We start from the raw sequence: 21713 nt of genomic DNA on the forward strand, positions 1-21713 counted from the left end.
TTCCTTAACTAAAAACTAATCAATTAAACCTGCTTCTCTCGCTCGAATTTTTGTCATAATTCTGATATTTTTACCTTGATTTCTTAACTCAGCACAATCAATTCCCAAAGCATTTTGTAGTGTATCCCAGTGATTGCGGACTGTACGTTCAGATACGCGAATTTGTGCAGCGATCGCTTTATCTTGCAAACCCTCATTAAAAGCAAGGCTGAGTAGTTTTAATATCTCTGGTTTAATGTTTAATTTTTCATAGATATTGGGATATATATCAATATCTGTAATTTCCTTAATGCAGGTAAATCCCCTCAATGCTCCAGATATTCTCAATAACATTTCTTGACTAGTAATATTTTTATCAGCAATCACAAAACCACCTTGATGATTATCAATAGCCGGTTTCATTTGCACTAGTCTTTTAACATAAGCACTTTGAACGAGAATATTCAATTTAGGATAGATTTGCATTAATGTCTGCAAGAATTCTAAACCTATATGAGTCTGTGCTGTTGGTTTATTTTTTTCTGGTAAACAAATATCCATAACTAGGAGGTGAGGTTGTAGTGTAGTGATTTGACTCATCGCCTCATTTGGTGTTTGCGCTGTGCTAATTTTGGCATCAGGATATTGATGTTTAATTAACTCGGTTGTTCCAGTCAGACAGATATCAGAACCATCAACTAAAACAATGTGCAGAGGTATATTCTTTGTAGAAGATTGGCTCATATTTCGTTTTTCTAGATGAAGAGAACACAACTAATTGATGAGGAATGTCTAAACTGCAAGCATTTAGTTACTAGCTCAACAGCATTAAATTGAAAAAATTAAACACAGATGTAGCTTGCTTCTTGCAGGGTACGCGGATAAACGCGGATAAACGCCGATAAAATCAATGTTTTAATGCAACATTTAAGTCTTAATACGCCACTAATGAAATTTTTTCTTCAAATCAAGTCGAATTCATATATTAGCTAAAAACCATAAAATAACTCCCTACTCAGTGAGTTAGCAGATTGATAAAGAGAAGATTTTCTGCAAATTGCTCTGCACCTTCTGAGGGGATATCGTTCGCTAATGTAAAAAACACGATATTGGTAATATAACTTTACAAAGTCTCATTACGTGAAGAGGTTTCACTCTAAATCATTACTGGTGTTAATCATGGTTGTCAGTAACTAACGCATCCTAAAAACTGTGATAATTTATGCGCTAAGATAAGAAAATATTGATATTTGTGTGGTAGGTCATATTATTTTTTATCATTACACCCCTATTCCCTTGTCCTAATTAGATTCAACCATGACACAGACAACTACACACCATCTCTACTCTTTTGAAGAATATCTTGCTTTTGACGATGGGACTGATAGTCGTTATGAACTGGTGGATGGGAAACTAGAACTTATTCATCCACCAACTTTTAGACATCTACTGATTGCCGAATTTATTGAAATATCATTTGATGCAGAAATCAAGCGTTTGAATCTACCTTGGTTATGCTTGAGAGAGGCGGGAGTAAGAACAGGATGGCGGAAGTCAAGATTGCCTGATGTTTATGTTGTTCCATCAGCACAAGTGATGGGATTTTTGGATGAGTCTGCTGTGTGCCAATCTGCGCCTTTATTAGTAGTAGAAGTTGTCAGCCCGGACTCAATTAAACGTGATTATCGCCACAAACGTTCTGAATATGCAGCTTTAGAAGTATCTGAATATTGGATTGTTGATCCGATTGAGTCAAAAATTACTATTTTGCTATTATCAGAAGGATTATACGAAGAACACGAATTTAGTGGCAGTCAGCAACTTGTTTCTGCCATTTTTCCAGAGATTCAGTTAACAGTTGAACAGGTGTTAGCAGGTGGTAAAATTAATTAGAAAAAAGTTTTTATTGGAGTGAAGTATAAATTATTGTTGGGCATTGGGCATTGGGCATAAAGTAAAATATGCAGTATTGGTTTTTGGATCGTTTCCTGTTTTTTTCACTCAAAAGGTGTGAATAACTGGACATTATGACAATCACTGCATTCACGCGCTAACATTGTTTTTCCGTCTCCCCACATACCATCATCAGCACGAAAATACACCCACTGTGATGGTGATTCGCCTACGGTACGACCCCACACAAAATTTTGTGAACCGCAGATAGGACAGGGTGCATTTTGTAGATTATGGTTGCTGGAATCTGGTTTTGTACTCATGAGGCTGTTTTACCTATTTTAAGGGCAAAATTACTTGGGAGGACAAGAAGGATCTTTCACAAGTTCAAATGATAACCGGCCTTTTACCCGCTTGACAGTGACAATTACGCGTGTGGTAAATTCTATGCGATCGCCCCTGGGATCGAATCTGATTTTTGAGCCTGCAAGCACATCACTAGATGCGGCTGTTTCAGAGCGAATACCTGTTTCCGATAGTTTTTGTCGAATTTCTTTGCGAGTGACATTTGGCTTTGATAGTTGTATTGCTTGCACTACTGCTTGCACCGCTTCATGTGCTAAGGCGGTTCTGCGATTTAAATCCCCACCCCAGTATTCATTATTCTCTTTTCTATACTGTTCCGCTCCACATTGTTGAGGATGCCAATCTACTGCTAAGAATAAACTATTGATAGTGTCATCTTGAGCTTTATTAATAACTTCCTGGAGATACATAGGGTTTGCCGCTAATATCGGCTTCCTCCCCTTATTAAGTTTAACAATCTCAATGGCTTTTTGCAGTGCCATACTATTGTTAGTACCACCATCAGGCAATAGTACCAAAGCATCAGCATTAGTCACTTCTGGCGGTAATTTACTAGTATCAAATGCAGGGTCAGACAAATCAAATTTATTAATGATACGTCCATTCAAGGCTCTAATCACCTGCTCAAATTGGTCAAACAAATCTTTACTAAATCCCTCTTGTGAGTTGTAGAAAACAACTACTTTGGGTGCGGTTTTTTTGAGTTCCTCAATGAGATAGCGCACTAAACTATCAGCTTCTACTCTGCTAGAAGAAACGGTGCGATAAAAGACCTTATTGGGGTCATTACAATTGGGAATGGATTGGAAATTTACTACTGTGCTGGTGGGAGAAATAACTACTAAATTTTCTGGAGAATAAATGTTTAAGGCTGCACAGGTGTTAGGAGAGGTGTAGTGTCCCACCACAGCTAAAATATTTTTGTCATTGGCTAAAACTTTAGCAACTTCTTGTGCTTGACTGAGATTATTATTATCGTTAGCAATCACAACTTGTAAGTTGAAATCCTTGCGATTTACAGCTACATCTTGAGCTTGAGCCACACCGAAAAGGATATCCATACCGAAGTTAACATTTAAGGGTGCAGCAACCGCAATGGTGTAAATTGGCAGACTAGGGTTTTGATTATGCCGCAGATTCACCATCGCATTGTTACGATAAATGAGAATCTCTGGATCTTGAAGTGCAGCTAAAGCAGCTTTACTAAAACCTGGGGCAGATTTATTGAGTTTTGCTTGATTTCGTAGGTTATCAAAAATAGTAATTGCTACGTCATATTTACCTTGAGCAAATGCGGCAATGCCTTGCTTTTTTAATGACAAATAAGGTTCACTCAGTTGGACTCTACTATCAGCAATTGCCTTTTGACCATAGCTAATATATTTGTCTACATGAGCAGCAGTCAGGGTAATATCATCAGGTTGAGTACAAAGTGAGGGAAAAATCTGACATTGGTTGGTTTTCCATAAAGCAGTCGCGCCAAAAATTCCCACTGCGGCAATTAAACCCAGCATAATTTGAAGCTGCAAAGACAGGGAACGCCAGCGTACAAATAATGATACACCGTTTTTTGGAGGAATATCTGCGGCGATTGGGGCTGGTGGTGGTTCTTGTTGAATACTCGGCCAGACAAATTCTGATTGATTGGGATTTAAGCAGACTGTGGGTAGCCAGGATGCAGCCGGAAAATTTCCCTGTAAAGTTTCCAGGCGATCGCGCGCTTTCCTCACGGCTAAACATAGGGGTGTACCTTGAGAAAATTCCCGCAAAAAGTAGAGTAAGAATTTATAAGCAATCCTGTCTGGGACTGGTTCTCGCATCACAATGACGGCTGGTACATTCAACTCGCCTAAAAAATCTGCAATTCCCAAGCCATCACAGGAATTAAAAATGGCCAATTTCAAACCATTTTCCACTGCACTGGTTAACCTTTGTTTTAAGGCCTTTAAGGGTAAGTTTATCCCTTCGCTAATTTGAATTTGTCCCCCGCTTCCCTCACTGGATGAGTGACCGGCAAAAAATAAAATTTGCCATTCTTGATCAAACAGTAAATGAGAAAGTGTCTCTTCATCTGGCTCAGATACGCTCTCAATTTGCGCCCCACGCTGTTCGAGCAGTTGTAAGGCGGCGGCATCTTCTTCTAGTTGTAAACCACCTTGAGAACTGCCAAAAATCGCTAAAACTCTCACTGGTGCTGTGAGCGTGGGGACTGGCCGATGAAATTTGGTGAATAAAGCGAACTCAGCATTGGGAAGTTTAGTAAATAAGTCCCATGTATGCCAAGGAATTCTGCGAAGGACTTCGTCTTGTTGTTCATTGTCTGCCTTACATTTGATGATAACGGGAACAGATTGATCATGGCTAACTCTAGTATTGGCACGAATGCGATCGCGCAAACTATTAAAAGCTTGATTCCGAAACCACCTGCGACATAAGTTTTCTAGTTCTTCGGCTCTAGTTCTCCAATTTTCTAATGTCGCCACGTTGGTGACTTGTGCTGGGACTGCTTGTAGTCTCCGACTGTTGTCTAGGGAAATAGCTTTCCAGTCTTCATATAACTGTGGGATTTCTGGTGCAGCTGGAATATCTGGTAAATCATCATCATCTTGAATAGTCCGACCATCTTCTAGAATTTTGAGCCTCACGGAAAAACCGTCAACAAAACTACCGTCACTAATCTCAACTACGACAGTTACATTTTCGGGATGTTGTGGTCTAGAGGATGATGACAGCATAACCAAGAGATAGCGGCTGGAGGGAAGGAATTTATTTATTAGATAAGCATGATTGTGCAGAATTCCGCAATGATCAGTTAATGATCAGTTAAAGCAAAAAATCTTCAGTAAAACTGACATCATTGAAAATTACCTGCACACTAAAGCGATCGCCTCTGTCCCCTGTAAACTTAAACTGAATATAATTGTCTTGTGGGCGTGATTCTACTTCAAAAAATAGATCACCAGCATCATCCAATCCGATTAACTTCAAGCCTGTCGGCATTTGGGGTTGTTGTTCTGGGGGATACACACGTAGCAAAACTAACATCCTGCCATCTGGCTTAGGTAAAATCCCCACGATGAGAACCATCGCATAACCTAACAGGTAAATTCCTAAGTCCTTGGCACTGATGACGGGACAAGCAGGATGTTTAGGATCTAATTCCCACAGTAATTCCGCAGATTTCCAACGTATTTCGTCATCATGAGTGGTTTGGATGAGATTTACTAAGGCTTGCTGGGGATCGAGATGACTAGGGATAGTTTTTCCCCGATGACTGGACTGGTGGCGATAGAGTTTTTCCACCTGTTGGCGTAGGGGAATATCACCACGCTGTGGGTCAAGTTCAGCACGCCTAGTCACCGAAGCTTTCATGATTTGCAGTAAGTTTTTAGAGGGTTGCCAATCATATTCAAATACGTTTTTGAGCCAGTGACTCAATTTGACAACTGGGTCTTGAGGTTCGGAAGTTAAACAATCTAATAAACTATCAAGGGGTTTTAAGTAACTCAGTGGTAATTCCAAGACAGAAACAGATTCCACAAACCCTAAAATCTTTGCCTCCTGGTAAGGCTCATCGAGTTGAATGATGACATAGCCAAGTCGGTCTGACCAAACTTCTGGGGGGATGTGACATTTGCGATCGCTTTTCTGGAGGGAACGACATTCTAAAAATCCGTTTAAACTGGGAATATACAAATCAGCAATGTTTTCTAACTGCTGTTCTAAGGGATTCCAACAGTGGCTAGCTGCTAAGTCCGTCTCTATACCCAACCTTTCTAAAAAACGCTGAGTGACTAAGACAGCTAAAGTATTACGATAAACTTGTTGCGATCGCTCCTTGGTTGGTTGTTGTTTAGCAAACTGATAAGCTTGTTGACAATCAGTAAGGGCGATCGTAATTGTGATTGGTTCAGTCATGATATATAAGAAAAAACATTTAATTAGGGGGTGTAGGGATCTTCAACCGTTACACCCGCAAACTCCCCGATCCTCAATTAGATAACAACTGTTTGAAGATAGGGAAACAGCGAGTTTTGCAAAATCGTTTCAGTGCAGAAGATTCAACTTGATATTTTTGCGCCAAAGCATCCCAAGAAAAATCTCCTGAGTCGCGCAACATCTGCAAAATGTGCATCAACAAAAACTGACAATTCACATCAGGATGATTCTGCATTCGGCAATTTCTCAGGGAATGTGGATGATTTTGGATTAACTCCAGCCATTCTTGAATAGTTTCATGCCAACGCTCCGGCTCAGGCGCAGGAGGATACATCCATTCATGATTTTCTTCATCAATAGGAAGATGATATTTTCTTTTGTCTTCCTTTTCCTTTTCACGAATGACATCTAAAATTCTAAATTTCAACTTTTGGTTAAACCAAGTGACAAAGCTAGCTCTTTCTGGGTTATATGCTAAAGACATCTCTTTGCTAAACCATTCCCAAGTGCGTGATAAGGCTTCCTCATAAATATCTGGCGATATCTTTCCACCTCCACACCAAATTAATCGGGAAGACTTCATCATGATGATAATGAAATCCTTTGCTTGACTGGCCAAAGTTAAGTCATGACTTTGACAGGCTTGCTCCCACAACCATTGACGCGCCGGAACATCATTCATGATTTCCTGAAGCTTTTTAGGTTGCTGTAATAACCTGCTCTTTTCAATGGGATTACTAAAAGCCGCTTCTAACCAACCAATTTTCATATATTGATTACCCATAAAGATTATCCAGACCCAATTAGTTTAGGTTTGAATATCATCACAGCACCTATCCTCCCCGCAATTCTCTAGGGGGATATCGAGATCAGAGAATATAGAATTGGCAATTGTTTACAAAACTTCATGCCTGTTAGTCAATAGCTCCCCGACTGTTTGAAAGCCGGGGAGCTATGACCTGTCATAATTTTTATGGCGGACTAATAGTGTATTAAATGTAGGATATCGGCGTTGGGTTTCCTTGCGTCAAACCAACCTACTGGCCGGTGTGAATGTTTTGATTAATTATTATCGCCAACAGCACTATCATTTGAGTCAACTTGTGGCGTGGGACTAGTTGTGGAATTAGTAGCCGGAGTTTGGGTAGAAGTATTACTTCCGTTGTTGACCCTGGGAGGATTACTTGGTGCAATATTAGGTGATGTTTGTGTTCTAGATTCTTGGGGTGGAATGGTCACATTAATTTGTGGCGTAGCAGGTGCAGAAGAGGGTTGCGGGATGAAAACAGGTACTTCTCTAGTTCTTTCAACGGGGACTTCTCTAGTTCTTTCAATAATTGTGGTTTGTTGTGGTTGAGAAGTCGCGCTAGCATTCGGTACAGGAGTTTCTACTGGCGCATTGTTATCAACCGTCGCATTCTGTTGATTAAAATACCAGAATGCACCGACAGTTAAACCTATCAAGGAAGTCAGTAGAACACCCAACAATAGACCATTAGCTGTATTTTCGTTATCACGTCCAGCTAAGTCAGCCTGTTGATATCTCCGTTCTGTGTTACGTCCATGCACATAGCCACTTTGGTAAGAATTATTATTAGTTGATGTACTTCTGGTTACGTGTGTATGTGTATTTCCGTTAGCATCTGTATAAGATTCTTGTCTGATTTCTTGGTGATCAGTTTCGCGTTCATTTGGATTAGTCATAGCAGTAGATTTCACTCCTCAATTTGATTTTGATGTCGCATAAATAAAGCAGTTTCAACACAAAGATGTTCACAAAATGTGTATATAGTTTGATTTATGACTCTGCCTGCAATATGTTTTAGAATAACGGTTGGATTCTGCTTATAGGTTCTATCTTGAGGAGAAAATTACATCATTCAAAAGAAGTAATATGGCTGAGTCTGCCTGTAATTTTCATCGAACGGTAGAATTAAAAACACAATAGCTCACCGACCTTTGAACGCAGTCGGTGAGCTAATAGCAATGATTACTTAAATCCCCCAACACAGACAGCGTTGCTGAATTGAGATATGAATTTATCGGGCTACGCCCCGCTACGCTAACACGCGAAGGCGCAAAGGAACAAAGGAAAAGAAAGGTATTTCTGGCATTTCATATTCTGATTCAGCAACCCCCAACAGACAATTCCTATTCCCTGTTCCCTATTCCCCGTTAATGTCTGCATTTCGCGCCTTGGGGAGTAGCATCAGGGTAGAAAGTAATAATTGCCTGATCCTTTCTTACAAAAACGTTAGGAAAAGTTTTGCCTGTTTCTTGATCACGCACATTGTAAATGCAAGCTCCTTCTTTATTCTTTTGCTTTTTAAATGCGAGTGTAGTATCTATTAACATTTCTTCGGCATTGCTGATATAGCTATAACCTTTGATGACATCTCTGATAATTCTATTGCCTTGTTTGATTACTACACCCATCGTATAAATTACACCTGGGACAACTTCTTCTCGTTGCTGATTATTTGGGAGTCTGCCAGCAATACCTTGATTTTGTAGTTGCAAATATCTGCCATAAAAATGTAACCCACCAATATCATTGGCGTTATATATTTCACCACAGAATATGTGTTCAAAACCACGTCGTTTAAACCAAATTTTAGTTAAGTCTTCAATAAATTGTGTCTTGGTTTTACGTCCTGGTAACAGTTCACCACCTGTCACTTTTTGTAGTTTTTGTAGTACCTCTGGATGCTGAGATAATAACTGTTTAAATTGATGGCGATTTACTTTTGTCCCAACAGCACCACAGGTATTAAGTACAGCTTGGTCGAAAGCATTTAATTTTGGCGCAGGTGGTGTAATATCTACTCGTTGTCCTCTGGGAAAACCTACAGGAACGGGATTATCTACATTATCGAAAAAAGGTAATAATGCCTGCTGTGATTGCGCCGTAACTTGATTTTGGATATATAGGGGACTACTCAGCAATAAGATAGTAAATATTCGCAAAGTTGTGGATAGTTTGGGGTTAAACATAAATTTAAATTTAACTGTCGTTAAATGTCGCCTTTTGTTGACAATTTAACACCAAAAAATAAAGACGCAAAGGATTTTGGAATACCTTTGCGTCTTATTGCTAGATTTCAAAGAATTTTTTAAACTTTCTTCAACCAGCTAAACATTGCGCGTAAATCTTTACCGACTTCTTCAATGGGATGTTCAGCTTCTTGACGGCGCATAGCGGTAAATCCAGGTTTACCAGCTTGGTTTTCTAATACGAATTCCCGTGCAAATTGACCAGATTGAATTTCGCTGAGAATCTTCTTCATTTCTGCTTTGGTTTGGGCGTTGACAACGCGAGGCCCACGGGTGTAATCACCGTATTCAGCAGTGTTAGAGATACTATCGCGCATGGTGGCTAAACCACCTTCAACTACTAAGTCTACAATTAGCTTAACTTCGTGCAGACATTCAAAATAGGCTAATTCTGGTTGATAACCCGCTTCTACTAAGGTTTCAAAACCAGCTTTGATTAATGCACTTAAACCACCGCATAACACTGCTTGTTCGCCGAACAAATCAGTTTCGGTTTCTTCACGGAAAGTGGTTTCGAGAATACCGGCGCGAGTTCCACCGATACCTTTAGCGTATGCCATTGCGCGATCGCGTGCTTTACCTGTAGCATCTTGATATACAGCAAATAATGCGGGTACACCTTGTCCTTGTTCGTAAGTGCGTCTGACTAAATGACCAGGGCCTTTAGGTGCAACCATCACAACGTCTACATACGCAGGAGGTACGACTTGTGCAAAGTGAATATTAAACCCGTGGGCGAAGGCTAATACATCGCCTTCTTTGAGATTTGGTTCAATTTCATTTTTGTAAACTGTTTTTTGTACCTCATCAGGTAGCAAAATCATAATCAAGTCGGCAGCACTAGCCGCATCTGCCACACTTTTGACCGTTAAACCAGCAGCTTGGGCTTTTTCGGCTGACTTACTACCCGGATATAGTCCCACAATTACATTTAAGCCACTATCTTTCAAATTCAGGGCGTGGGCATGACCTTGAGAACCATAACCGATAATAGCAATGGTTTTTCCAGCCAAAAGGTCTAAATTGGCATCTGCGTCATAGTACATCCGGGCCATACAAATATCTCCTGTCAGCAAGCTTTGTCATTGATTGGCAGGTTTTTGATTGTACCTTAAATTGTGTCACTACGGATGAAATTCTGGGGACTGGGGATTGGGGATTGGGGAGAAGGAGACAAGGAGGACAAGGGAGACAAAACTAATGAGTAATGAGTAATGACTATTGACTATTGACCATTGACTAATGACTAATGACTATTGACTAATGACTAATGACTATTGACTAATGACTATTGACTATTTTGTCTGCTGATCTATTTTTTGGACTTCGTCTGGTGATAGTTTTACGTTGACGGCGTTTATTGAATCTTCGATGCTAGAAAGTTTGCTTGCGCCGGGGATGGGTAAGATACAAGGAGATTTAGAACGTAACCAGGCTAATACGATACAGTATACAGATACGCCTTTGGCTTGAGCTAGGTGGGCGATCGCGGGAATTTCTTCTAAGTTTTGATGGCGACGATGACCACCGAAGGGACTCCAAGGTAAAAAGGTTAATCCTGCTTGTTCGCAATACTCTAACACTCCGTCTGTTTCTGGTTGGCGTTCCCACGGACTATATTGATTTTGTACTGAAACAATCTCTACTACGTCTTGTGCTTGTTTAATTTGTGCGACGGAAAAGTTGGAAACTCCCACAAACCGAATCAAGCCTTCGGCGACGGCTTCTTTAACTGGGGCGAGGGATTCGGCAATTGTGTATTCTGGGTCTGGTGAGTGATATTGCCACAAATCAATCGGTTTTTTACCACCTAACGCCTCAAAACTGACGCGGATAGTTTGACGCAAGTGTTCGGGGTTGCCATTGCGTACCCAACTTTGATTCGGACGCATTAAACCGCCTTTAGTAGCGACAACTACTTGGCTAACATCTCCCTGGTAACTGCTGAGTGCTTTGTGAATTAGTCGTTCATTGTGGTGTTTATCTGATTCATCTTGACAGTAGGAATCGGCAGTATCAATAAATGTTATCCCCAAATCTAAGGCTCGATGAATGAGCTGCATAGATTGCGATTCTGGGGGGCGATCATATATTGACATGGGCATAGCACCCAAACCAATCGCACTGACGAAGATACCCGTTTTCCCTAGTTGTTGGTTTTCCATGCTTATCGCTTGAGTTGATGGCGTTGCTAAAACTATTTAGTAGCGAGTTTCATGTATTTTGACAATTCATCTAGAGAAATAGGGTATAGGAAGGATGTAGTAAAAGATATGGTCTTGATTTCAGTAAATTCTTTTCTATGGAAATTTTGGTTACATAAATTGCAACCATCCCAGCTTTCAATTTTCTCTCAGTAATACTGAAATTATTACATCTATCTGAGGTTTAATTATGACTATATCTATTGCCCAAAAATTACCACGCCAATCAGCTTTATTGATGAGTGCGCTATTAGGCGGGATGATTGTTTCTAGTTGTGCAGCTGCACCGAAAAATCTTGCTAATCAATCCTTACCACCTGGTGTGTCAGAAAACCAAGCTGCAATCTCGGCTGATGCAGCTGCGAATGTTACTGCAAATCCAGAAGCCGCATCAGTACCCCGTAACCGTCCTCAATTGATCAAAAAAGCGGCTATGACCTTAGTGGTGGATTCCGTAGATAAAAGTATTGATGCTGTGACAAAAATTATTAGTAAACAACAAGGTGATCTGATTAATTTAAACGAAAATCAACCGACAAGCAGCAATTCTCGTCATACTGCGTCTATACAACTACGAATTCCCCAAAATCTTTTAGAACCGACTATAGAAGAGTTAGCAAAATTAGGCACAGTTGAAAACCGTAATATTACAGCAGAAGATGTAGGTAGTCAGTTAGTTGATTTTCAAGCCAGATTAAATAATCTTCGTAGAACAGAAGCCAATTTGCAAAAAATTATGGATCGGGCTGGTTCTGTGAGGGATATACTTACTGTTTCAAAAGAACTCAGTAATGTCCGACAAACTATTGAACAAATCGATGCTCAGTTAAAAAGTTTACAGAATCAAGTCGCCTATTCTACTATTACTTTAAACTTAGAAGCTACTATTTCTAGCAATAGCCCACAACGCGCAGTGGGTTCACAAGTGTATGAAACCTGGAATAATTCTACTCAATCTTTAAGCAATTTTACGGTGGGTTTATTAAAATTGGGGATTTGGTTAATAGTTTACAGTCCTTATATGTTGATTGTGGCTGCTGGTTTTTATGGTTTACGCCGTTGGCGACTTAATCATCTATCACGATTAAATCAGTCTTCTGAATCGGTCAATAGTCAATAGTCAATAGTCAATAGTTATTAGTCATTAGTCATTAGGAAACAGAATCTTTAATTTTGTAGCTTGCTTCCCGAAGGGTATTTTGTAGGCGCAAGCTTTGTAAAAACACTAGGATTCATTTCGTAGTAAGGACTTTAGTCCTTTTCTGTTCGCGCAGTGTCTCGTAGAGAGAACTAAAGTTTTCACTACAAACCTTTAATTAATCAAACTAAACCAGAACGCAAGGCGACAACGGCAGCTTGCACACGGTCATCTACTGCTAGTTTATTCATAATCCCTCGGACGTGGGTTTTGACGGTGTTGGGACTAAGATAGAGTTTTTCGGCTATCTCTGGGTTACTTAAACCTTCTACCATCAGTTTTAATACTTCTAATTCGCGTCCTGATAAATTAGCCGTGTTACCTGTGGGTGTGGGTGGTTTGAGATGATCAACTACTCGCCGTGCAATTTGCGGATCTAAGTAAGTCGCGCCATCAACAGCCGCCGCGATCGCATTTAATAATCGCTCTACACTCGCACCTTTGATACAATAAGCGTCTGCACCGCTAGATAGTGCAGCAATAATTTCTGTTTCCGTTTGATGGGATGTCAACATCACTACATGAGTTTGGGGGAGTGCAGCTTTAATTTGTTGTGTAGCTGCAATTCCATCTAATCGCGGTAAACCAATATCCATCACCACTAAATCTGGCTTCAGTTTCAGTGCTGCTTGTACACCCAAATAACCATCCTCTGCTTGTCCCACAATTTCCAACTGGGGATGAATCATTAATGATTGTTCCAATCCCAATTGCATCATTGGATCATCTTCTACAATCAACACCCGCAAAGGTGAAGCATCTCTGGGTAAATTTAAGGTATAGCCAGTGTTCAAAGACATAGTTGGGATTGGGGACTGGGGATTGGGGACTGGGGATTGGGGATTGGAAGGGGGACAAGGGAGACAAGGTAGTAGTAAGGAGAAGAAACTAATGACTAATGACTAATGACTATTGACTAATGACTATTGACTAATGACTATTGACTACTCCTCAACCCTGTAACCTAATTCGGCTAACCTGACGCGTGAATGTCGCCATTTGGGTTGGACTTTGACGAATAACTCTAGATAGACTTTACCAGAAATCAATTTTTGAATTTGTTCTCTTGCTGAACTACCTATGGCTTTTAACATTGATCCGCCTTTACCGATGAGAATCCCTTTTTGAGAGTCGCGTTCAACGTGGATGGTAGCCATTACACGGGTAATGTTTGGTGTTTCTTCTACTTTATCAATGGCGATCGCTACGGAATGAGGAACTTCTTCCCGTGTCAACAGCAAAATCTGTTCGCGAATTAATTCGCCCATAATAAATCTTTCTGGTTGGTCGGTTACTAGGTCGGGCGGATAGTATAAAGGGCCATAATCTAAATGTTCAATTAATTTTGTTTGCAGTTGGGGTAATTCTGCACCAGTTATGGCGGAAAATTTGACTATCGGCCATTGATGGGTAGCTGCTAACTGTTGATAACTTTCATCGATACTTTGGGGGTTTTCTGGTTGTTCGTCAATTTTATTGACACCTAAAATTACTGGTGTGGGACTGTTAACTAGTAAGTCAGCAATGAAGCGATCGCCTGCACCACAAGCTACTGTTCCATCTACTACAAATAGGACTAAATCTACCGAATCAATCGCTATTTTAGCATTTTGCACCAGTACCTCACCTAATTGATGATGTGGTTTGTGAATTCCTGGTGTATCTACAAAAATCATCTGTGCATCTGAGGTGGTGACAATTCCCCTCAAACGGTTGCGTGTTGTTTGTGCTACGGGTGAAGTAATAGCAATTTTTTGTCCCACTAATTGATTTAGCAGCGTAGATTTACCGACATTAGGACGGCCGATAATGCCGATAAAACCTGATTTAAACTCAGGAGGAGCTTGAGGTATCGATACTGCTTCTGCTAAAGATAGGATGTGATTATCAATACTAGTCACTGTCAGTTCCACCGTTATATTTTATGGTTGAGATTTAATAGGTATAAGTCTTGACGAACACACTCGAAAAACATCAATTCACCCTAAGAAGTGCGGGGAACTAGTCTTTAATCTTAGTTTAATCTACTACTAAATATATTTTGCTGTGATTTCTTGAAAATCAGATATGAACAGACAATCAAGGAAAATTATCTTTCTATCAGGAGATTGATTTTAAGGAAATATTGTGATTTTTTTGACAAAAATTACAGAGCTTTACAAATTATCTTAAATCTGTGTTTATCTTTAAAATATTTATAATTTCGACTCTAGGGATTATTAACAAATATCAACTAATTAATTATTCCCATGACAAATTCACCCTGATTTACGGCTTGATTGGTGGAAATATCATAAACTAATCCATCTTCATCTGCACCAACATCAATCACTGATGGTAGTTGACTTTCCTTGTTAAAGCTAAGGATTTGATATAGCCTTTCTCCTGCTTTGATTGTTGTACCTAAAGGGACTCTAGCTTGAATCATGCCACCTGCGATCGCATGATATTTTTGGCGATTGCTACTTTTAGCAAAATACATTTCTTGGGATGAAGTGCATGATAAATTTTGCAATACATTTTTCTGAATTAAGTAATTCTTGATGCCCTCCACACCTTTTTTTACAGAATCAGGATTAATCTGCATACCAGCACCTAATTCTAAAGTCCACGCTTCGACATCAAATTTAATTTCTCTACCCAATTGTCGCAAACAATCTTCTAAAGCTAACCAAGGTTTGATAAAAGCTTCATCAAAAGCATCACCATCATATTTATCTAACAGAATTCCTAAATCTAGTAAAAAATATTTAGCACTTGACTCGCGATCGCGGAAATAATAAACATAGTCTAAGCCTTGATTTGTAGAACTATGTAAATCAATTAAATAGTCAGCATCTAGACTCAAAGACTGGAGTTGATAACGAAATAGTTCTGTGTAGGGGACACTATAAGGAGAATTGATCGCCTCTAAATTTTGGGCAAAGTATTTCTTGATGACATTTAAATAATTCTGTCGAATCGTTGCTAAATCTTCATGAATTTGGGACTTAGCAAAGGTGATTAAATCATTGTTATGTTTCTCATAATCCCAAAATATCCGATTCCAATCTTTATATTCATAAGCACAATGACGGCCTGGTGAAAAATGTTGTGCGCGTTCGTTAGTTCCCATCGGGTTACAAACAGGAACTAGCCAAATTTCGCCTATTAAATCATGTTCGTTTACTGATAAGAGAAATTCAATTAATTGGTGTATAACTGCATTTCCAGAGATTTCCGCACCGTGGAGATTAGATTGAATATAGACCTTTTTACCTGCTTTTGCACCGATGAATTTATATATTTGTAAAAACAGGCGATCGCCTGAAGCCATTTGGCGTAAAAATCGAGTTTCAATTTGAGGCTGCATATAAAATTAGGGGATCGGGAATAGGGTTGAAAAATTTATTCATAAAATAATTATGAAACTATCTCTCAGATGAAAATCAGCCTCAGCACCTTTGTGAACTAACGCCCAGTATGTTACATGATTATCTCTTTGTTTCACAACAGTAGTAATTGCGACTTCTAAAGCTTGTACAGATGGGATAATTTTATTTAAATCAAAATTCAATGAAAGCATCAAACTATCTGGATGAGATTGCACAATAAAAGGAAGCTGATTAAAAGCTGTTTCCTCTTGCATTCCTCGACGATAATCATCAAATCTATATATGTTCCAATCTCCAGCCGGAGAAAGATTAAATTCCCAATAACGGGAAGAATTCTGCACACCTAAAAAGAACTCAAAACAGGTATTTTCCCAGAGTTCGTTTTTGCGATTTGGTATATCTACGAGTGGAGGAATAACGACTTGTTTTAAATCACCTGTTAGTTGGTATGTAATCGCCAGTTGATTATTTTCACGGCTAATATTACCTGTAATCGTTAAATCAGGTGCAGATTCAGGTGAAAGAAACGGTTTTAAAGAAAATGTTTGTTTGGTCATTAGTCATTAGTCATTAGTCATTAGTCACCAGCTACTACTCAGCACTCACCACTCACCACTCACCACTCCCCTAAACCTACATTTCATTTCATATCTTGAATGATGTGGCGAATCTGATGTTCTTGAGATTCTATACTTTCAGTCAACTTAAACTGCACGATCGCTCTTGCTAAGTTATGCTCTGGATGCTTGACTTTAAAATAGACATTTCCCGCTAAATAGTCAGCAAAAAACCGCAGTCCCAACTCAAAGGCGATGAGGCGAATTCCATCGTACATATATGTGTAGTCGTTCTCTGTTAAAAAGGCTTTGGCAACTGCGAGATAACCCTGTAATATTCCCTGACATATATCTGTATCAAAATAGACAGTATCCCAATCAGATGTTTCCTCTCCAGCCGGATTACACCCAGAACGCAAACAATCTCCAATGTCGTAATGTACTAAACCTGGCTTAACGGTGTCTAAATCTATGACACTCACTGCTTTTTGAGTTGCAGTATCAAACATGACATTGTTAATTTTGGGATCGCCGTGCATTAAGCGTAAAGGTAACTTACCTTCAGCTTTGGCATTTTCTAGGATATGGGCAAAATTAGTGCGATCGCTCACAAATTGCAAGCAATAATTAACTTCAGGAGATGATTTTGGTGTGATTCCCGCTATAACCTCCTGATAATGTTGCAAATAAAGCGGTGTAATATGAAATCCTACGAGGGTATCCGCTAATTTTTCCGGTGCTAAGTCGCTAATTAGGTTATGGAACATCCCCAAGGCGTAGCCAATTTCCTGTGCCTGTTCTAGACTCTGCATGGTGTCGAAAGATTGGGAATTTTCGATAAAGCTAATTGCACGCCAAAAATTACCAGTTGTATCAATACAATAGTCTTGAGCTTTCTGAGTTGATAATACACGGGGTATTTCCCAACGCCGATTTAAAGGATTACGCTGTAAACTTTGGTGAATATGCTCAGTGAAGGTACGCATATTCTGCATAATTAGTTGGGGTTGGCGAAATACCTGTGTATTAATGCGTTGCAGAATAAAATGCTGTTCTTGAGCATCAACAGTGACTATAAATGTGTCATTAATATTACCACTACCAAATGCTTGAACATTGGTGACTTTACCTGGAAGTGCGAATTGTTCAGCAATTGTAACCAGATTTTCTAAGGTTTGCGACCTGATAACAGTTGTCATATGCGTTTTTACTACTCCCCACACACAAAATTGCACTACGGCAATAGGAAACTATAGTAGCTTAAGTTTCACGCCAGGTCTGTATATAAGTGTTGCAAAGAGGGGTGATGGGGTTTCCATGACTAGACGCGATCGCGCAAATAAACCAACCTCCGCCAAAAAGTGATAATTTATCAGTATCAAGGTATAAAATCTGGCAAAAAAGTATTATTCACAAAAATTAAGTATAAACTCTGACGCTAATCCTACAGTATCACGTCAGAGGTTTCCGCTTTATATTCTGATGTGTGAAGTATTTCGGTAAATGCCGAGATAATTTTTTTGTTTTTGTTAGGAAAAATAACCCAAGCTATTGTAGAAATCCCTAACAGACTAACTGACATCAATTCCGTGACACACAAGTATCTGTCAATCACCTGCATATATTACCTAGTAATCTCTGATAAATAAAACGGATGGATTCGTCTGCAAAATAACCGCACACAGAAACTATAATTTGATAGATGAAAACACTGACTTAAACTCTTATTTTCTGATTTGTCTTTCCCTTTTTCCTCATTCAGATTTACCTACCTAAGTAAAATCATTGTAATTCTCAAATAGGAATTTGATATCTGATACTTAGAAACTATAAACACGGGCAATAATATCTATCAAGCATTGCCGTTTGTAGTTAAAAATGCCAAGATTGTTGTTAATTTTCATGGCCAGTAAATTCAGGGAATTCAAGCATATGGTAACATCCTCCCCACGACCAAAAGCTCAAAATCAAAAAACCAAACAATTATTTTTGAGGTTATCTCAGCGAATTTTTGCGCCGATATGCGGTATTACTATTATTTTAATCTTATGGCACTTGATGAGCCTTGCATCTGATACATCTTTACCCTCTCCTTTTGAAGTTGTTAGCAATACTTGGGAGTTAATTATTAATCCTTTTTTTAATAAAGGAGGCTTAAACAAAGGTTTATTTTGGTTGATTTTAGCTAGTCTTAAACGGGTGATGTTCGGCTATTTAATAGCTGTATTAATTGGGATTCCCATTGGCTTTTTGATTAGTCTCAATAAATTTTTAAGAGATGCGATAGACCCCATAATTCAAATTTTGCGTCCCGTTGCCCCTCTAGCGTGGCTACCGCTAGCCCAGGCGATATTTCTCAAACCCAATCCATCAGCTATTTTCGTAATTACTATTACTGCTATATGGCCAATTATTATTAATACTGCTTTGGGAGTAAAGATGGTTCCTAAAGATTATACTAATGTCTCTAAAATTTTAGAACTCTCATTTTTTGAGAATTTATACAAAGTCCTTATTCCTGCAACATTACCATATATTTTTACAGGGTTGAGAATAGCAATTGGTCTTTCTTGGTTAGCTGTAGTTGCAGCCGAAATGCTCCTTTCTGACGATGGACTAGGATTTTTCATCGTGAATGCTTACAACAATTCAAACATCAGTGAGATTATATTAGCGATTATATATTTAGGTGTTGTAGGTCTAATTTTAGACAAAATTATGTCCTACATTGCTTTCAAAGTTACGCCACAGGAATAGTCAATAGTCAATAGTCATTAGTCATTAGTCATTAGAGAACAGGGAACAGGGAACAGGGAACAGGGAACAGTTTTTCTCATCTCCTACCTTGTCTACCTTCTCCCCAGTCCCCAGTTCCCAATCCCCAGTCCCCAGTCCCCAATACTAGGAGAATCCCTATGCAGAATTTTGTTGCTATTCACGGTGTCAATAAGGAATATCCTGCGCCCAATGGTGAAAAAAATATTATTCTCAAAGATATTTACTTAGAAATTCAGCAAGGAGATTTTATTTCTCTGATTGGTCATTCTGGTTGTGGTAAGTCTACTTTACTAAATATCATTGCAGGGATGGAAAGGGCTTCTAGTGGTTATGTGGAAGTAGATGGTACACGGGTGAAAAAACCAGGTGCAGAACGCATGATGGTGTTCCAAAATTATTCGCTCTTACCTTGGTTGAGTGCTTGGGATAATGTAGCTTTAGCGGTTGATAAAGTATTATCTCATAAACCAAAAGTAGAACGCGATCGCATTGTTTCTAGTCACTTAGAAATGGTCGGTTTAAAAGATGCAGCCCGCAAAAAACCAGGACAACTTTCGGGGGGAATGAAACAACGAGTCGCCCTCGCCCGTGCTTTAGCTATTAAACCAAAACTATTACTGTTAGATGAACCTTTCGGGGCTTTGGATGCACTCACCCGCAAATCTTTACAAGCAGAATTGATGCAGATTTGTAATCAGGCTCATATCACAACCATTATGGTGACTCATGATGTGGATGAAGCACTGTTGCTTTCTGATCGTGTGGTGATGTTAACTAATGGCCCTGCTGCTCATATTGGTCAAATCGTCGATATCCCCTTTGGTCGTTCTCGCATTCCTTCGGAAATTGTAGATCATCCCCTCTATCATGAACTGCGCCACGAATTGCTCGATTTCTTACATCATCAGCAGCAAATTCAATATCAAGAAGTTGAAAAAATACCCAGTTTGAAATCTGTAGCTTGAAGCAGACTAAAAAAGGCAAAAAGTAAAAGGTAAAAAGTAAAAATCAACTTTTACCTTTCTTTTCTAGTACCTATATTTTTAATTAATTGTTGAGATATGACAAAATTTACTAGAAGGAATTTTATAGCAGCTAGTAGTGCAGCATTTTTATCTACAACTTTGACACATCGCTCTACTACTGTTCCGTCTCCTACAAGTTTGTATGCGGCTAATGGTGATACACCAGAAGTCACGGGCGCGAAACTTGGCTTTGTCCCTGTGACTAGTTGTTGTCCTTTAATTGTGGCTAAAGCCAAGGGCTTTTTTGCTAAACATGGAATGCCTAATGTAGAGGTTTTAAGACAACCATCTTGGGCAATTATCCGCGACAAACTGATGTTAGGTTCAGGTAATGAAGGATTAGACGGAGCGCATTTGCTGTTTCCAATGGTGCATTTAATGGCTACTGGGGAAATTAGCTATGGACGCAAAATTCCAATGTACATTTTGGCGCGGATGAATGTTAACGGGCAGGGAATTTCTGTTACTAATGCTTATAAAGATCTAAAACTTGGGCTAGATAGTTCTCCCCTCAAATCAATATTTGCTAAAAAAAGTTTGAGTGGGGAAAATGTGCGTTGTGCAGTACCTTATCGCCGGGTAACTGGTGACTTTTTTATGCGCTGGTGGTTAGCGCATGGCGGTATCGACCCAGATAGAGATGTATCGTTGATTGTAGTTCCACCACCGCAGATGGTAGCTAATATGCGGGGTGGTTCAATGGAAGCTTTTTGTGTGGTAGATCCTTGGCATCATCGTTTAATTAAAAAAGGCATTGGTTATTCTACCGTCACTAGTGGCGAGTTATGGAATAATCATCCAGAAAAAGCCTTTGGTGTGCGTGCAGAATTTGTAGATAAATATCCTAAAGCCGCAAAAGCTTTATTGGCGGCGGTTTTAGAGGCGCAGATGTGGTGCGATCGCCCCGAAAATAAACCAGAATTATTTGAGATTTTATCACAACGCCAATGGATTGGTATCCCTAGCGAATTGTTGCGCGATCGCCTCATGGGTAAGTTTGACTACGGTAACGGCCGTATAGTCGAAAATAGCCCTCATATGATTAAATTCTGGCGGGAGAATGCCTCCTATCCATATAAAAGTCATGATTTGTGGTTTTTTATCGAAGATATGCGCTGGGGTAATCGTCCCCAGGATTTTGACCCCCAACCCGTTATCAATGCAGTCAATCGGGAAGATTTATGGCGAGAAGCTGCTACACTCATCGGACAAGCAAAAGCTATCCCCCCCAGCACCTCACGCGGTGTCGAAAAATTCTTTAACGGTTTAGAATTCGATCCTCAAAATCCCCAAGCCTACCTCAATGCTCCTAAAATCCAGTAGTTTGAGGTAAAGTTAATTGTCAA

At 39.5% G+C, this 21713-nt stretch carries 19 protein-coding genes; 5 read left to right on the plus strand and 14 right to left on the minus strand.

What is annotated here, in order from left to right; translation table 11 throughout:
• Positions 1-15: 15 nt before the first annotated feature.
• On the minus strand, positions 16-723 hold the full coding sequence (locus tag CLI64_RS16345) for a response regulator transcription factor (RefSeq protein WP_103138194.1): 708 nt from the start codon (positions 721-723) through the stop codon (positions 16-18).
• Positions 724-1296: 573 nt separating this feature from the next.
• Here CLI64_RS16345 and CLI64_RS16350 point away from each other — a divergent pair.
• Positions 1297-1872, plus strand: a complete 576-nt coding sequence (locus CLI64_RS16350; protein WP_103138195.1) for a Uma2 family endonuclease — start codon at positions 1297-1299, stop codon at positions 1870-1872.
• A gap of 104 nt (positions 1873-1976) precedes the next feature.
• Here the strand turns inward: CLI64_RS16350 and CLI64_RS16355 are convergent, their stop codons facing one another.
• The 8 genes from CLI64_RS16355 to CLI64_RS16390 all read right to left on the minus strand — a co-directional run bounded on the left by CLI64_RS16355 (position 1977) and on the right by CLI64_RS16390 (position 11396).
• Entirely contained in the window at positions 1977-2195 is a 219-nt protein-coding gene (locus CLI64_RS16355; protein WP_103138196.1) for a hypothetical protein, read from the minus strand.
• Positions 2196-2225: 30 nt separating this feature from the next.
• On the minus strand, positions 2226-4973 hold the full coding sequence (locus tag CLI64_RS16360; RefSeq protein WP_103138197.1) for an ABC transporter substrate-binding protein: 2748 nt from the start codon (positions 4971-4973) through the stop codon (positions 2226-2228).
• Between the two features lie 88 nt (positions 4974-5061).
• Complete coding sequence (locus CLI64_RS16365; protein ID WP_103138198.1) at positions 5062-6156, minus strand: DUF1822 family protein; 1095 nt, start codon at positions 6154-6156, stop codon at positions 5062-5064.
• Between the two features lie 73 nt (positions 6157-6229).
• On the minus strand, positions 6230-6961 hold the full coding sequence (locus tag CLI64_RS16370) for a hypothetical protein (RefSeq protein ID WP_157943281.1): 732 nt from the start codon (positions 6959-6961) through the stop codon (positions 6230-6232).
• A 278-nt stretch (positions 6962-7239) separates the two neighbouring features.
• Positions 7240-7881 (minus strand): hypothetical protein, encoded by a 642-nt coding sequence (locus tag CLI64_RS16375; protein ID WP_103138200.1) that lies wholly within the window; start codon positions 7879-7881, stop codon positions 7240-7242.
• Positions 7882-8352: 471 nt separating this feature from the next.
• Positions 8353-9171, minus strand: a complete 819-nt coding sequence (locus CLI64_RS16380; protein WP_103138201.1) for an EndoU domain-containing protein — start codon at positions 9169-9171, stop codon at positions 8353-8355.
• Between the two features lie 119 nt (positions 9172-9290).
• On the minus strand, positions 9291-10286 hold the full coding sequence (gene ilvC / locus CLI64_RS16385; protein ID WP_103138202.1) for a ketol-acid reductoisomerase: 996 nt from the start codon (positions 10284-10286) through the stop codon (positions 9291-9293).
• A 240-nt stretch (positions 10287-10526) separates the two neighbouring features.
• On the minus strand, positions 10527-11396 hold the full coding sequence (locus CLI64_RS16390; protein ID WP_103138203.1) for an aldo/keto reductase: 870 nt from the start codon (positions 11394-11396) through the stop codon (positions 10527-10529).
• A 229-nt stretch (positions 11397-11625) separates the two neighbouring features.
• On the opposite strand from CLI64_RS16390, the gene CLI64_RS16395 reads away from it, so the two are divergent.
• Positions 11626-12555, plus strand: coding sequence for a DUF4349 domain-containing protein (locus CLI64_RS16395; protein ID WP_103138204.1), 930 nt, complete (start codon positions 11626-11628; stop codon positions 12553-12555).
• 200 nt (positions 12556-12755) lie between these two features.
• Here CLI64_RS16395 and CLI64_RS16400 read toward each other — a convergent pair whose 3' ends face one another.
• From CLI64_RS16400 to CLI64_RS16420, 5 genes are all read right to left on the minus strand, one after another.
• Complete coding sequence (locus CLI64_RS16400; protein ID WP_103138205.1) at positions 12756-13433, minus strand: response regulator transcription factor; 678 nt, start codon at positions 13431-13433, stop codon at positions 12756-12758.
• Between the two features lie 144 nt (positions 13434-13577).
• Positions 13578-14534: a GTPase Era gene (era, locus tag CLI64_RS16405; RefSeq protein WP_374703938.1), complete on the minus strand. Its 957-nt coding sequence runs from the start codon at positions 14532-14534 to the stop codon at positions 13578-13580.
• Positions 14535-14866: 332 nt separating this feature from the next.
• On the minus strand, positions 14867-15985 hold the full coding sequence (locus CLI64_RS16410) for a succinylglutamate desuccinylase/aspartoacylase family protein (protein ID WP_103138207.1): 1119 nt from the start codon (positions 15983-15985) through the stop codon (positions 14867-14869).
• A gap of 39 nt (positions 15986-16024) precedes the next feature.
• Entirely contained in the window at positions 16025-16564 is a 540-nt protein-coding gene (locus CLI64_RS16415) for a DOMON-like domain-containing protein (RefSeq protein WP_103138208.1), read from the minus strand.
• A gap of 83 nt (positions 16565-16647) precedes the next feature.
• Positions 16648-17763, minus strand: a complete 1116-nt coding sequence (locus CLI64_RS16420) for a phosphotransferase enzyme family protein (protein ID WP_103138209.1) — start codon at positions 17761-17763, stop codon at positions 16648-16650.
• A gap of 733 nt (positions 17764-18496) precedes the next feature.
• Here CLI64_RS16420 and ntrB point away from each other — a divergent pair.
• The 3 genes from ntrB (at position 18497) to CLI64_RS16435 (ending at position 21690) form a co-directional block, all read left to right on the plus strand.
• Complete coding sequence (gene ntrB, locus CLI64_RS16425) at positions 18497-19321, plus strand: nitrate ABC transporter permease (protein ID WP_103138210.1); 825 nt, start codon at positions 18497-18499, stop codon at positions 19319-19321.
• A gap of 158 nt (positions 19322-19479) precedes the next feature.
• Positions 19480-20307: an ABC transporter ATP-binding protein gene (locus CLI64_RS16430; RefSeq protein ID WP_103138211.1), complete on the plus strand. Its 828-nt coding sequence runs from the start codon at positions 19480-19482 to the stop codon at positions 20305-20307.
• 96 nt (positions 20308-20403) lie between these two features.
• Entirely contained in the window at positions 20404-21690 is a 1287-nt protein-coding gene (locus tag CLI64_RS16435) for a CmpA/NrtA family ABC transporter substrate-binding protein (RefSeq protein WP_103138212.1), read from the plus strand.
• The last annotated feature ends 23 nt before the right edge of the window (positions 21691-21713 follow it).

It is taken from the genome of Nostoc sp. CENA543 (genome assembly GCF_002896875.1).
Classification (GTDB): domain Bacteria; phylum Cyanobacteriota; class Cyanobacteriia; order Cyanobacteriales; family Nostocaceae; genus Trichormus.